Origin of the sequence: Roseburia yibonii (assembly GCF_014297335.1) — a bacterium.
GTDB classification, from domain to species: Bacteria; Bacillota; Clostridia; order Lachnospirales; family Lachnospiraceae; genus Roseburia_D; species Roseburia_D yibonii.
The window spans coordinates 15,258-29,081 of the sequence record NZ_JACOQH010000007.1; the positions used below are offsets into that span (position 1 = coordinate 15,258).

Here is a 13,824-nt window from a genome sequence, read left to right on the forward strand (position 1 = left end):
AAGAACATGAATTTGATATTTTGTCTGGAATTATAATATATCGTTTTCCCGGAAGGTGTTATATTTTCATTAAACAAAGACAAGATGCAACAAGCATCTGAAAAAAGGAGGAAATTGTTTCATGAAAAAGAAGGTAATTACAGGTCTGTTAGCATTAACGATGGTAGCAGGAACACTGGCTGGATGTGGCAGTACCGCAAGCTCAGGCAACAGCAGTGCAGGGGGAACAGAAACAGCATCCGCTTCAGGCGGAGATGAAGGGAAGGTTATCAATATCTATTCCTGGAACGATGAATTTCGTGAACGTCTGGAAGCCGTTTATCCGGAAGTGGAAGAAACATCGAAAGATGGAACCGTAACAACATTAAAGGACGGAACAGAAATCCACTGGATCATCAATCCAAATCAGGATGGTGTATACCAACAGAAGCTGGATGAGGCATTGTTAAAACAGGCAGACGCTTCTGCGGATGACAAGATAGATATTTTCCTTTCTGAGACGGACTATGTATTCAAGTATACAGATAAGGATGCGGATGTAGCAATGCCGCTTAAAGATCTTGGAATCGATCCAGATAAAGATCTGGCTGACCAGTATGATTTTACCAGAACGACAGCATCGGATTCTGATGGTGTACAGAGAGGATCTACCTGGCAGTGCTGCCCGGGACTTTTGGTATATCGCCGTGATATTGCACAGGATGTATTTGGAACCGATGATCCGGCAGCAGTAGGTGAAAAGGTAAAAGACTGGGATACATTAAAGGCAACAGCAGAAGAATTAAAGGCAAAAGGTTATTATACATTTGCTTCCTATGCGGATACTTTCCGCCTTTACGGAAACAGCATTTCTGAATCCTGGGTTCAGCCGGGAGATACAACCGTAAAGGTTGATCCTCAGATCATGAACTGGATTGATAATTCCAAAGAATGGTTAGATGCCGGTTATCTGAATCCGACCGTAAAAGGACAGTGGAATGATGACTGGAACAAGGCGATGAGTTCACAGTCAAACGTATTTGCGTTCCTTTTACCGGCATGGGGAATTGATTTCGTGTTAAATCCGAACTGGGATGGCGATGCAGGAGCATGGGCAGTTACCAATCCGCCACAGGAATATAACTGGGGTGGTTCTTATATCCATGCGGCAACTGGAACCGATAATCCGGAACACGCAAAGGATATTATCCTTGCGATGACTGCAGACAAAGATAATCTGTTAAAGATTTCAAAGGACTACTCTGATTTTACTAATACGAAGAGCGGTATGCAGGAAGCAGCTACGGACGACGCAAACTTCTCATCAGAATTCCTTGGTGGACAGAATGCGTTCCAGTATTTCGCACCGGTTGCAGAAAATATCAAGATTGCTCCGCTTTCCGCTTACGATCAGGGATGTGTGGAACTGATCCAGAACTCCTTTAGCGATTACTTCCAGGGAGAAGTCGATTTTGACAAGGCAAAAGCAAACTTTGAAACTGCGATCAAAGAACGTTATCCGGATATCACACAGGTTGAATGGCCGGAATAAAAAATAAGTAAAATACAGGCGGCGGGCGGAGAAATAAAGCTCCGCCGCTGCGAAATGTGAAATGGAAAGGGTGATATATCATGAAAAAAAGGCGGAAAAGTCTTAGTTATGCCAAATGGGGATATCTGTTTATTCTTCCTTTTTTTATAACATATTTTATTTTTTCACTGATTCCAATGATCGATACGGTTCGATACAGCTTTTTTGAATATTACCGGTCAGGAATCAAGGAAATAGGACCTAATTTTATCGGACTTGAAAATTATATCAGTCTGCTTCAGTCTGATATGGTGAAATACGGGGAGAATACATTGATTCTGTGGCTGATTGGATTTATTCCGCAGATTGTGATAGCACTGATCCTGGCAGCCTGGTTTACGGATGTTCGTTTGAAGATCCGTGGAAAACAGTTTTTTAAGGTGGTTATTTACCTCCCAAACCTGATCATGGCGTCCGCATTTGCGCTGTTATTTTTTACACTGTTTTCAACAAACGGCCCAATCAATTCGATTCTGATGTCGATTGGAATTACAAAAAGTCCGATTGATTTTATGGGTTCCGTATTGGGCACCAGATCCCTGATCGGGTTAATGAACTTCCTGATGTGGTTTGGCAATACAACCATCATGCTGATGGCGGCGATTATGGGAATCAGTATGGATGTTTTTGAAGCATCTGACCTCGATGGATGTAACAGCATACAGAGATTCTTTTACATTACATTACCGATGATCCGTCCAATCCTTGCCTATACACTGATCACATCGATCATCGGTGGACTGCAGATGTTTGATGTGCCGCAGATACTGACCAATGGTCAGGGAAATCCGGATCGTACTTCCATGACACTGATCATGTTTTTGAACAGCCATTTGAAGAGTAAGAATTACGGAATGGCGGGTGCGTTGTCTGTTTATCTGTTTATCATAAGTGGTATTCTGTGCTTTATTGTGTACAGAATGACGAATGATAATGATCCGGATGGATCGAAGGCAGCAGCAAAAAAAAGAGCAAGGGAAGAAAGAAGAAAGGGGAAAAGATAATGAAAAAATATGGAAAAATTGTGCGTACAGCTATTGCGTATGCAGTACTTATCATTCTGACGTTCCTCTGTCTGTTTTTCTTTTATGTACTGATCATAAACGCGACACGGTCGCATGCAGAGCTGCAGAAAGGATTTTCCGCTCTTCCGGGTACACATTTTCTTGAAAATTTAAAGAATGTGGCAAATGACGGAAGCTTCCCAATGTTTCGCGGAATTTTCAACAGTTTGCTGGTATCAATCTGCTCTGCAGCGCTTTGTACTTACTTCTCATCATTAACGGCATATGGTCTGTATGCATACCAGTTTAAGGCAAGAAAAGCGGCATTTACATTTATTATGGCTATCCTGGTTATGCCGACACAGGTTACGGCAATGGGATTCCTTCGTTTAGTGACAAAGATGGGACTGTACGATACATTGTGGCCGCTTATCATCCCATCGATCGCTTCACCGGCAGTTTTCTACTTTATGTATAGTTATCTTCAGTCCTCATTGCCACTGTCCCTGGTTGAGGCGGCACGAATAGATGGTTCCGGGGAATTCCGGACGTTTAATAAGATCGTAATGCCGATCATGAAACCGGCAGTTGCGGTTCAGGCAATCTTTACATTTGTTGGTTCCTGGAACAATTACTTCGTTCCGGCGCTCATTATCCAGTCCAAAGACAAGATGACAGTTCCAATCCTGATCGCGACACTCCGTGGTGCGGATTATATGAATTTTGATATGGGAAAGGTGTATATGATGATCATGGTAGCGATCGTGCCGATCATTATTATGTATCTTCTTCTTTCAAAATATATCATCGCAGGCGTGACTCTTGGTGGAGTAAAAGAATAAAAGATATCATATATTTAGGTGCATGGCTTTTTGGTACAAAGAGTCATGCACTTTTTATTTTACGAAATTGCAAAACATTATAGAAAACACCGCAAAAACGTGATACTATGTAGGAAAGAAAGATAGAAATGAAACAGAAATACAGGAACAAGGAGGGACTGCTATGCAGTTATTAACATTTATGCTCGGTGAGGTAAAATACGGGATCCCGATCGAGCATGTTCAGTCCATAGAGGAACGGGTACAGGTAGTAGGAATTCCGAAGACGTTGCCATGTGTAAAGGGGATTATGAATCTGCACGGAAATATCATACCAATCTACAGTCTTGCAGAGAAATTTGGTTATCGGAGAGAGAATATCCAGAACATCGTTGTCGTGGATGTGAACGGCATGGCGATCGGATTCGAGGTTACCAAAGTTGATGAGATCCTCGAAGTGGGAAATGACCATGTACAGCCGATGCCTCAGATGATCAGCAACAGTGAGAAATTCATGACCAATGTGGCGGATTATGACAAAAAGCTGATCGTGCTTTTGAATGTGGACGAGCTGCTTGAGACCGATGAACAGAATAACATCAAGGAACTGTTAAAAGAAGAGAAAACGCCGGCGTAGGCGGCAGACAGATCTAAAGGAGAGGTGACTGATCTATGCCCCGTTTCATCTTTTTTAAGGGACTTTATTCCACGCTTGACCTGTATACGGATGAGATGTTAAGGATCTGCAGGGAGCGTGGCTACGACTCGTTTGTTTTGCATACGACGCAGGGAGAAGATACTTCCTGTATGCACATCAGCGAGGAACAGGAGAAAGAAGAGCGCAAGGAACTGCTTCGCTTTTTGAAAGAGCCTGTCACGGCGGCGGTCGGATTCGGAAATATGGGATTGCGTTATGAAATGGATGGAATCGGAAACATCTGGGATGCTTTTGCGGTACCCTATATTGATGTTATGATGGACCATCCGTTTCATTTTTCCGGCATTTTCCGGTATGCGGCAAAACAGACGGCATTGCTTTGCCCGGATCGCAATCATGTGAACTATATCCGGCGGTTTTTCCCGGAGATCGCATGCGCGGATTTCCTGCCGCATGCGGGGATCGAGCTGCCCGGAGAGAAAAAGCCGATCCGGGAGCGTGGCATAGAAGTGCTCTATGCAGGAGGGCTTTCCCGTGGGGTGGTCGGTCATATGGTGCCGGATCTGAACGAATTTGCCGATTTTGACGCAGACCGGCTGACCAGAGAGGTGCTTGACGATCTCCTTCATCATCCAAAGAAGACAACGGAAGCCGCGATCGAGGAATATCTAAATAGGATCGGTATACATTACCCGGATGAAACCTTACGCGAAGTCATAAGGAAACTGCGTTTTTTAGATTCCTACATTACATCCTTTTTCCGGGAAATGACAGTGAAACTTCTGGTGGAAAACGGCGTAAAGGTGACACTCTACGGCGCGGGATGGGATGTATGCGACTGGATCGATCATCCCAATCTGGATTACCGGGGTGTGGTTCCGGCACAGGAGATCCCAAAACTCATGACGGACGCGAAGATCGTATTAAACACCATGACCTGGTTTAAGGACGGATCCCACGACCGGGTATTTAATGGGATGCTCGCACGGGCAGTGGTTGTGACAGACACGTCCGGCTACATGAAAGAGGAATTTACGGATGGCAGAGAACTGGTATTCTTTGAGCTGGATCAGTTGATGAAGCTGCCGGAGCGGGTAAAAGAACTGATCGGGGATGAGGCGGCGATGCAGCAGATCGCGGATTGCGGTTATGCGGCGGCGTCAGGGCATCACCGGATGGAGAACCGGTTTGATGAGATGTTGCGCATTATTTCCTGAGGCAGTTTATCAGGAAATAATGGAACAAAAATACATGATATATTAGGAGGATTTTACATGGGATACACAGCAGCAGAAACAAGATATGATACGATGCAGTATCACCGCACCGGAAAAAGCGGGCTTTTACTTCCGGTGCTTTCGCTCGGGTTCTGGCACAATTTCGGGACAAGGGACAATTACGACAACATGAAGCAGATGTGCTTTACAGCATTTGACAACGGGATCACGCATTTTGACCTTGCGAACAATTACGGACCGGAATACGGAAGCGCGGAGACAAATCTTGGAAAGATTTTAAAGGAAGAATTTTCGGCTTACCGGGATGAACTCATCATCAGTACCAAAGCGGGATTTGATATGTGGCCGGGACCGTATGGGGATCACGGCAGCAGAAAATATCTGATTGCGAGTCTGGATCAGAGCCTGAAGCGGATGGGGCTCGAGTACGTGGACATTTTCTATCATCACAGAATGGATCCGGATACGCCGCTCGAAGAAACGATGCTCGCGCTCGACCAGATCGTGCGGAGCGGAAAAGCACTCTATGTCGGGCTTTCCAATTATGATGGGGAGACGATGACACGGGCATGCGCGATCTTAAAGGAGCTGAAGTGTCCGTTTGTGATCAACCAGAACAGTTACAACATTTTTAACCGTACGATCGAGGAGAATGGGTTAAAGCGCGCGGCTGTGCGGGAAGGAAAAGGGATCATCTCGTTTTCGCCGCTTGCACAGGGTATGTTGACCGACAAATATCTGCACGGGATCCCGGAGGACAGCCGTATCCGCAGGGATGGAAGATTTTTGCATGCGACGGATCTGACCGAGGAGCGGCTTGCGCAGATTCGGGCGTTAAATGACATGGCACTTGCGCGTGGACAGAGTCTGGCGCAGATGGCACTGAGCTGGATTTTAAAAGACGGCGAGGTGACTTCAGTGCTGATCGGAGCATCCAGACCGGCGCAGATCCTGGACAACTTAAAGATCATCGGCGCGCCGGGCTTTACGAACGAGGAACTGCAAAAGATCGATGAGATCTGCGGTGTGAAGCGGGCGTAAATAAAAAAACAGGATCAGTCTTTGCAGTGATGCGTGGTGAGGTAATTTAAAAAGAGCTTCGCAAGCGCGGAGAGATAATGATTTTCGTGGTATACAAGGCAGATGCGGGATGCAAGTTCCGCGTCTGCTATTTTTTTGCAGACAGTGTCCGGTTTTCGGATCAGGGAGACGGCGGATCTCGGGACAATGCCGATCCCAAGCCCGGCGTCCGCCCAGTGCAGCGTCGTCCTTGCGTCCTCGTTTTTGCAGAAGATCTGACAGGAGAGCTGCTGCTTGGAAAACGCAGAGAGGATCATATCCTCCCAGCGGCGGTACAGGATGAGAGGCTTGTCTGCAAGCGCGGACAGCGGGATCTCGTCCGAAGAAGCTGAAAAAAAGCGTTCATTTCCAACTGCCATCATGGGTTCTGTGCGCAGCGGGATGACGTGCATATCGTTCGTGGAAAACGGGGAGCGCACGATCGCGAGTTCAATCGTGTGGTTTTTTAACTGCTCGATCTGTTCATAAGTGTTCCCTTCAAAGATCTCATAGTGGATATCCGGGTATTCTTTGTTCAGATCGACGATCCACGCATTTAACAGAGTGCTGCCGACCGAGGATACTGCGCCGAGCCGCAGCGTACCGGCGGTCTGATTCTTCAGATCGGAGATCTCCTGCACGGTGATCGCGGAGAGTTCAAGCAGGGAGAGCGCGCGGTTGTATAAAAGCAGCCCGGCCTCCGTCAGTTCAACCTCCCTCGCGCCACGCTCGAACAGCACGCAGCCAAGCTCTTCCTCTAAATGCTTTAACTGGATACTGAGCGGCGGCTGTGAGATATGCAGCGCCTTTGCGGCTTTGGAGATATTTCCTTCTTTTGCGACTGTGGCAAAATACTGTAATTGTTTCAAATCCATGCGATCACCAACCCATATATAAAAACTATAATACATATACAAATGAAATATTATTGATATGGATTATTATATGCTATAATAGCAGCAGCGACAAGAGACTAAATTGTTTTCAAATATGGAAGAATGAAAAAGCAGGAGGTTATTGTGAAAAAAGTATTAGCCTATTTAAAAGGGTACAAAAAAGAATGTATCTGCGCGCCGCTTTTTAAAATGCTTGAAGCGACGTTTGAACTTTTTGTGCCGCTCGTTATGGCGGCAGTGATCGATACCGGTATTGGAAACGGTGACAAGGGATACGTCATCCGGATGTGCCTGATTTTGATCACACTCGGGATCATCGGTCTGGTCTGCTCGATCACGGCGCAGTATTTCGCGGCGAAGGCGGCGGTCGGATTTTCCACCGGACTGCGTCACGCGCTGTTTTCCCACATCCAGAGCCTTTCCTTTACGGAGATGGATACGGTGGGAACCTCAACGCTCATCACCCGTATGACCAGTGATGTCAATCAGGCACAGAACGGCGTCAATATGTTTTTGCGTCTGTTCCTCCGCTCCCCGTTTATCGTCTTTGGAGCAATGGTCATGGCGTTTACGATCGACTGGAAAGCGGCGATGATCTTCGTGGTGACGATCCCGGTGCTGGCGGTCGTGGTATTCGGCATTATGGCGATATCCATGCCGCTTTATAAGAGAGTCCAGGAAAAACTGGATGCGGTGCTCGGGATCACGAGAGAAAATCTGACCGGAGCGCGTGTGATCCGCGCGTTTAATAAAGAACATTCTGAAATCGAAAATTTCAGGGAGCGGAACGAGGGACTTACGGCGGCACAGCTGTTTGTCGGGAAGATTTCCGCACTGATGAACCCGGTGACCTACATTATCATCAATGTGGCGACGGTAGTTCTGATCTACACCGGGGCGGTCCGGGTGGATACCGGCGTGATCACACAGGGTGAAGTCGTTGCGCTCGTCAATTATATGTCACAGATCTTAGTCGAACTCATCAAACTCGCGAATCTGATCGTGACACTGACAAAGGCGGGAGCCTGCATGAACCGTATCGCTGGCGTGCTGGATATGGAGTCTACGATGGAGTTCCCGGAACATGCGGCAGGAAGCATGGAAGGCGAGCTTGCAGTGGAATTTAAAAATGTCGGATTAAGCTATGCGGGAGCCGGTGCGGAATCCCTATGCGACATCGATTTTTCCGTGAAAAAAGGACAGACGATCGGAGTCATTGGCGGAACCGGATCCGGAAAGACCAGTCTGGTACATCTGATCCCGCGTTTCTATGATGCGACCAGAGGAAGTGTACTTGTTGATGGAAAGGATGTAAAAACATATACAAAAGAAGAAATTCGCGACAAAGTCGGTATCGTTATGCAAAAAGCGGTGCTGTTTAAGGGAACGATCCGTGAGAATTTAAGATGGGGCAAACGGGACGCGACCGAGGCGGAGATGTGGGAAGCACTCACCATTTCCCAGTCCAAAGAATTTGTAGAGAAAAAAGATGGCGGACTGGATGCGGAGATCGAACAGGGCGGAAGAAATCTTTCCGGTGGACAGAAACAGCGTCTTACGATCGCAAGAGCGCTGATGAAAAAGCCGGAAATCCTGATTTTAGATGACAGCGCGTCCGCACTTGACTTTGCGACAGACGCGGCGCTCCGCAAAGCCATCCGTGAGATGAAAGAAAGACCGACGGTATTTATCGTGACGCAGCGCGCGTCCTCGATCCTTTACGCGGATGAGATCGTTGTTTTGGATGACGGTGCGATCGCCGGTATCGGTACGCATGAGGAACTGCTGAAAAACTGTGAAGTTTATCAGGAGATCTATTATTCCCAGTTTGAAAAGGAGGAGAAACGTGATGCTTAGAAAAATGGATGACAGCCAGTGGGCAACCTTAAAAAAAGTCATGAAGTATCTGAAAAAGTATCGGATCTATCTGATCTGCTCCATCCTTCTCGCAGCAGTGACCGTGATATCCACACTTTATATTCCGATCCTGACCGGAGACGCGGTGGATCATATCATCGCGAAAGGCAGGGTAGATTTTGCGGGACTGATGCCGATCTTGGAGCGGATGATTGTTGTGATCGCGGTTACGGCGGTCGCGCAGTGGGTCATGAATGACCTGAACAATAAGATGACCTACAATATCGTGCGGGATGTGCGGAAGGACGCGTTTGATAAGATCGAGATCCTGCCGCTAAAATATATTGATGCTCATTCCTATGGCGAGGTGGTGAGCCGTGTTATCGCTGATGTGGATCAGTTCGCGGACGGACTTCTGATGGGATTTACACAGCTTTTTACAGGTGTGATCACGATCCTCGGAACCCTGATCTTCATGTTGAGCGTCAACGTAAAGATCACGCTTGTGGTAGTGCTGATCACACCGGTGTCCTTCCTTGTGGCGGGATTTATCGCGAAAAGAACCTATTCCATGTTCCAGCTTCAGTCGGTGACCAGAGGGGAACAGACGGCGCTCATTGATGAGATGATTGGAAACCAGAAGGTCGTGCAGGCATTCGGGCAGGAGGATGAGACTTTAGAGCAGTTTGATGAGATCAACGGAAGACTGCAGAAGTATTCTCTCCGCGCGATCTTCTTTTCCTCGATTACGAATCCGTCGACACGTTTTATCAACAGCCTGGTATACACCGGGGTCGGAATCACGGGCGCGATCTCCGCGATCAACGGAAGACTGAGCGTCGGCCAGCTCTCCTGTTTCTTAAGTTACGCCAATCAGTACACCAAGCCGTTCAATGAAATTTCCGGTGTCGTAACGGAATTGCAGAACGCGATCGCCTGCGCTGGACGTATCTTTGAGCTGATCGAGGAGGAGCCGCAGATACCGGAAGCGGAACATGCGGTTTCCTTAAAGGATGTAGACGGAACGGTGGAGCTGTCCCATGTCTATTTTTCGTATGACCCGGACAAAAAGCTGATCGAGGATTTTAATCTTTCCGTAAAGCCGGGACAGCGTGTCGCGATCGTCGGACCGACTGGCTGTGGCAAGACGACCATCATCAATCTGCTGATGCGCTTCTATGATGTCAATGACGGCGCGATCCGTGTCATGGGAGAAGATATCCGGGATGTGACGAGAGAGAGCCTGCGCGCCGGTTATGGAATGGTGCTGCAGGAGACCTGGTTAAAGACGGGTACGATCCGCGAAAATATCGTGATGGGAAAACCGGACGCAACGGACGAGGAAGTGATCGCTGCGGCGAAAGCGTCCCATGCGCACAACTTTATCAAGCGTCTGCCGAACGGCTATGACACTTTTATCACCGAGGACGGTGGAAATCTTTCCCAGGGGCAGAAGCAGCTTTTGTGTATCACGCGTGTAATGCTCTGCCTGCCGCCGATGCTGATCTTGGACGAGGCGACATCATCCATCGATACGCGTACGGAGTTAAAGATCCAGAACGCGTTTGCGACGATGATGAAGGGACGCACGAGTTTTATCGTTGCGCACCGGCTTTCCACGATCCGGGAAGCGGATGTCATTTTGGTCATGCGTGACGGAAATATCATTGAGCAGGGAAATCACAAAGAACTGCTTGAAAAAGGCGGATTTTACGCAAAGCTTTATAACAGTCAGTTTGCGGTATAGATAGGAATTGACATTGGAAAAAGTTTTTATTATAATGTGCTTTGTCACTCGAAAATAAAGCACGAAAACCGTCTGGAGCGCGAAGATAATGAGAGAAGAGCTGCAGGAAAATACAATGACAGGAAGCGAGTCGATCATTGAAAAGCAGAAGGAAAAGATCAGACAGCAGAAAGAACAGTTAAAACGGCACGAAGAGACATGGAGAATGTATAACAAGATCGTGTTTACGCTGTGTACACTGCTTGGCTCGGTATTTGCAATCTATGTTGGCGGATGGATCATGTTCGCAAAGTCGATCTTTGGAACTTACGAAGCCTATCTCGCTGGAACTCTGACTGTTTCATATCTGATAAAGGCAGCGATCAAATGTGTGATGGCTGCAACCGCGGCGGGAGCGATCTGGTGCGGTGGTTATATCCTTGGCAGAAAACTGGAACGATAAAGATGATCATATAGATGCAGACATATGCCATGCCCTGTACGGATGCGTACAGGGCAGATTTTTATATTATGGTGAGATACAAAAGAAGAAAGGGGTAAAGATGGAAAAGGAAAGAGATAATTTTTACAAAAAAGTGCTGATCCTGGTTCTGCCGATGGCACTTCAGAATCTGATCAATGTCGGGGTGTCCGCAACGGACGTCATGATGCTCGGCGCAGTGGGAGAAAAGGTGCTTTCCGGCTGTTCGCTGGGCGGTCAGGTATTCTGGATCCTAAGCCTGTTTTTATTTGGCGCGGCATCCGGAGGCTCCGTGCTCGTGGCGCAGTACTGGGGCAAACGTGACACAAAGGCGATCGAAAAGATCATGGGGATCGCGATCCTTTTTACCGAGATCGTTGCCGTGCTCTTTATGGTTCTGTCGCTTTTTTTCCCGGAGCAGATCATGTCGGTGTATACCAATGATCCCGAAGTGGCGGCGGAAGGCGTGAAATATATGCAGATCCTCGCGTTTACCTATCCGATCGCGGCATACACGATGACCTACTTAAACCTCTTAAAGAGTGTGGAAAAAGTCGTGATCTCCACCGTGGTCTATGCAAGTTCGCTGGGACTGAATGTGATCGTAAACGCCATTTTTATCTACGGACTGTTTGGCGCGCCGGCACTCGGCGTGCGGGGAGCCGCAATCGGCACTTTGAGCGCGAGATGCCTGGAGCTTGTGATCGTGATCTTTTACAGCCGGTACCGTTGTAAGGAAGTGCGGGTACATCCGGGCATGATCTTCCATCCGGATAAGATCCTTACAAAGGATTTCTTTTATTACGCGTATCCGGTCATCATCAACGAGGTGCTCTGGGGCGTCGGTTACTCCGCAAATACTGCGATCATGGGACGGCTCGGCAGCAGTGCGGTCGCTGCAAATTCCGTGGCGCAGGTCATAAGACAGCTCTCCATGGTCGTCGGTTTTGGCGTTTCAAACGCGGCGGCGATCCTGATCGGAAAAGCGATCGGGGAAAAGCGGGAGGAACTGGCGGAAGCTTACGCGAAAAAATTTATCTGGCTGTCGGTGGTCTGCGGCGTTGCGGGCTCACTGGTGGTACTGCTCATCCGGCCGTTTATTGTGGGAATCCTTGGATTTGAGGGGATGAGCGCGGTGTATCTGAGCAATTTTTTAATCATCATGTCCTATTATGTGATCGGTCAGGCATTAAATTCTACGATGGTGGTCGGGATCTTCCGGTCGGGCGGCGATACAAAATTCGGAATGATCCTCGATATGACCAGTATGTGGTGCTGTTCCATCCTTTTGGGCGCGGTCGCGGCATTTGTGTTAAAGCTGCCGGTCACGGCGGTCTATGTGATCCTGCTCAGTGACGAGATCATCAAACTGCCGTTCTGTTTCTTCCGGTACCGCCAGAAAAAATGGCTCAATGACGTCACGCGGTAACACTCCGCAAAAAATAGGGAGCACAAAAGCAAAAACTAAGTATACGAACGGAAAACACCTGTGTTATTTATATGTAAGAAAACACAGGTGTTTTTCTGTTGGAAACAGAAGGAATCATAGCTGAAAAAGGAGAATATAATGATGAAGTTTATAAAGGGAGTTACCTTCGCACCGTTCGTACCGAGCGGATGCCTTGGAACAGAAGAAGCAAAAGAGAGTCTTGTAAAGATGAAGGAGCGCACGGGCGCGGATTTCGTGATCCTCGCGCCGGGAGCAGTGCAGGCGACGCCGATCTCGGAGGAGATCGATTTCCGGTCAGAGAGAACGATGACAGACGCAGAGCTCATCGATACGATTCGTCAGGCAAAAAGCCTTGGGCTTCGCGTGGCGTTAAAGCCGACCGTGAACTGTGCGGACGGAACCTGGCGCGGACATATCCACTTTTTTGATGTGGATGTGCCGTGTGAACCGAAGTGGGGCAACTGGTTTGCGTCCTACACCGCATTTCAGCTGCATTACGCAAAGATCGCAGAGGAAGAAGGCTGCGAGCTTTTTATTGCGGGCTGTGAGATGGTCATGACAGAGATCCGTGAAAAAGAGTGGAGAAAACTGATCGCGGACATCAGAGAAGTATTTCACGGACCGGTGTCCTACAATACCGACAAGTATCAGGAAGGACATGTGAACTGGTGGGACGCGGTGGATGTGATCTCCTCAAGCGGCTATTATCCGGCGGATGACTGGGAAAACCAGCTTGACCGGATCGAGGCAGTCGTAAAGAAATTTGACCGGCCGTTCTTCTTCGCGGAGGCTGGCTGCATGTCAACGGAGGGTTCCGCGGCGGTTCCGAACGACTGGACGGTGCGTGGCGGCCTGGCACTCGAGGAGCAGGCGGACTTTTACCGCGCCATGTTCGCGGCATGCGAAAAGAGAGACTGGGTATCCGGGTTCGGGCTCTGGTCGTGGAACTGGTGCCTGCCGGAGTGCGCCCGGGCACAGCAGGAAAAAGGATATGAACTCTATGAAAAACCGGCAGAAAAAGTGGTACGGAATTTTTATGAGACGAGAAAATAATATCGATAGTT

The 13,824-nt window shown here is 48.1% G+C and carries 12 protein-coding genes; 11 read left to right on the top strand and 1 reads right to left on the bottom strand.

The window, feature by feature from the left end:
• The first annotated feature begins 121 nt into the window (after positions 1 to 121).
• The 6 genes from H8Z76_RS09895 (at position 122) to H8Z76_RS09920 (ending at position 6,332) form a co-directional block, all read left to right on the top strand.
• Entirely contained in the window at positions 122 to 1,531 is a 1,410-nt protein-coding gene (locus H8Z76_RS09895; RefSeq protein WP_186982397.1) for an ABC transporter substrate-binding protein, read from the top strand.
• 80 nt (positions 1,532 to 1,611) lie between these two features.
• Positions 1,612 to 2,574, top strand: a complete 963-nt coding sequence (locus tag H8Z76_RS09900) for a carbohydrate ABC transporter permease (RefSeq protein ID WP_022514448.1) — start codon at positions 1,612 to 1,614, stop codon at positions 2,572 to 2,574.
• The gene (locus H8Z76_RS09905) at positions 2,574 to 3,416 is read left to right on the top strand and encodes a carbohydrate ABC transporter permease (RefSeq protein ID WP_147619010.1); all 843 of its coding nucleotides are present in this window, start codon (positions 2,574 to 2,576) and stop codon (positions 3,414 to 3,416) included. The genes H8Z76_RS09900 and H8Z76_RS09905 overlap by 1 nt, the downstream gene beginning before the upstream one ends.
• Before the next feature lie 163 nt (positions 3,417 to 3,579).
• Positions 3,580 to 4,032 carry a chemotaxis protein CheW gene (locus H8Z76_RS09910; protein ID WP_022514450.1) on the top strand — a complete coding sequence of 151 codons (453 nt, stop codon included), beginning with the start codon at positions 3,580 to 3,582 and terminating at the stop codon, positions 4,030 to 4,032.
• A gap of 35 nt (positions 4,033 to 4,067) precedes the next feature.
• Positions 4,068 to 5,270, top strand: a complete 1,203-nt coding sequence (locus tag H8Z76_RS09915) for a glycosyltransferase family protein (protein ID WP_186982398.1) — start codon at positions 4,068 to 4,070, stop codon at positions 5,268 to 5,270.
• 57 nt (positions 5,271 to 5,327) lie between these two features.
• Positions 5,328 to 6,332, top strand: coding sequence for an aldo/keto reductase (locus tag H8Z76_RS09920; RefSeq protein WP_186982399.1), 1,005 nt, complete (start codon positions 5,328 to 5,330; stop codon positions 6,330 to 6,332).
• A gap of 14 nt (positions 6,333 to 6,346) precedes the next feature.
• Here the strand turns inward: H8Z76_RS09920 and H8Z76_RS09925 are convergent, their stop codons facing one another.
• Entirely contained in the window at positions 6,347 to 7,225 is an 879-nt protein-coding gene (locus H8Z76_RS09925) for a LysR family transcriptional regulator (protein WP_186982400.1), read from the bottom strand.
• Between the two features lie 144 nt (positions 7,226 to 7,369).
• Here H8Z76_RS09925 and H8Z76_RS09930 point away from each other — a divergent pair, with 144 nt between their 5' ends.
• From H8Z76_RS09930 to H8Z76_RS09950, 5 genes are all read left to right on the top strand, one after another.
• Complete coding sequence (locus H8Z76_RS09930) at positions 7,370 to 9,103, top strand: ABC transporter ATP-binding protein (protein ID WP_147619015.1); 1,734 nt, start codon at positions 7,370 to 7,372, stop codon at positions 9,101 to 9,103.
• On the top strand, positions 9,096 to 10,850 hold the full coding sequence (locus H8Z76_RS09935) for an ABC transporter ATP-binding protein (RefSeq protein WP_022516569.1): 1,755 nt from the start codon (positions 9,096 to 9,098) through the stop codon (positions 10,848 to 10,850). Before H8Z76_RS09930 ends, H8Z76_RS09935 begins: the two co-directional genes overlap by 8 nt.
• 88 nt (positions 10,851 to 10,938) lie before the next feature.
• Positions 10,939 to 11,292 carry a hypothetical protein gene (locus H8Z76_RS09940; protein ID WP_022516570.1) on the top strand — a complete coding sequence of 118 codons (354 nt, stop codon included), beginning with the start codon at positions 10,939 to 10,941 and terminating at the stop codon, positions 11,290 to 11,292.
• A 100-nt stretch (positions 11,293 to 11,392) separates the two neighbouring features.
• On the top strand, positions 11,393 to 12,739 hold the full coding sequence (locus tag H8Z76_RS09945) for an MATE family efflux transporter (protein ID WP_186982401.1): 1,347 nt from the start codon (positions 11,393 to 11,395) through the stop codon (positions 12,737 to 12,739).
• Positions 12,740 to 12,880: 141 nt separating this feature from the next.
• The gene (locus tag H8Z76_RS09950; RefSeq protein ID WP_186982402.1) at positions 12,881 to 13,813 is read left to right on the top strand and encodes a glycoside hydrolase family 113; all 933 of its coding nucleotides are present in this window, start codon (positions 12,881 to 12,883) and stop codon (positions 13,811 to 13,813) included.
• The last annotated feature ends 11 nt before the right edge of the window (positions 13,814 to 13,824 follow it).

Bases quoted from the DNA above. Each gene is read 5' to 3' on its own strand.
- H8Z76_RS09895 (WP_186982397.1), top strand. From the start codon at position 122: ATGAAAAAGAAGGTAATTACAGGTCTGTTAGCATTAACGATGGTAGCA.
- H8Z76_RS09900 (WP_022514448.1), top strand. From the start codon at position 1,612: ATGAAAAAAAGGCGGAAAAGTCTTAGTTATGCCAAATGGGGATATCTG.
- H8Z76_RS09905 (WP_147619010.1), top strand. From the start codon at position 2,574: ATGAAAAAATATGGAAAAATTGTGCGTACAGCTATTGCGTATGCAGTA.
- H8Z76_RS09910 (WP_022514450.1), top strand. From the start codon at position 3,580: ATGCAGTTATTAACATTTATGCTCGGTGAGGTAAAATACGGGATCCCG.
- H8Z76_RS09915 (WP_186982398.1), top strand. From the start codon at position 4,068: ATGCCCCGTTTCATCTTTTTTAAGGGACTTTATTCCACGCTTGACCTG.
- H8Z76_RS09920 (WP_186982399.1), top strand. From the start codon at position 5,328: ATGGGATACACAGCAGCAGAAACAAGATATGATACGATGCAGTATCAC.
- H8Z76_RS09925 (WP_186982400.1), bottom strand. From the start codon at position 7,225: ATGGATTTGAAACAATTACAGTATTTTGCCACAGTCGCAAAAGAAGGA.
- H8Z76_RS09935 (WP_022516569.1), top strand. From the start codon at position 9,096: ATGCTTAGAAAAATGGATGACAGCCAGTGGGCAACCTTAAAAAAAGTC.
- H8Z76_RS09940 (WP_022516570.1), top strand. From the start codon at position 10,939: ATGAGAGAAGAGCTGCAGGAAAATACAATGACAGGAAGCGAGTCGATC.
- H8Z76_RS09945 (WP_186982401.1), top strand. From the start codon at position 11,393: ATGGAAAAGGAAAGAGATAATTTTTACAAAAAAGTGCTGATCCTGGTT.
- H8Z76_RS09950 (WP_186982402.1), top strand. From the start codon at position 12,881: ATGAAGTTTATAAAGGGAGTTACCTTCGCACCGTTCGTACCGAGCGGA.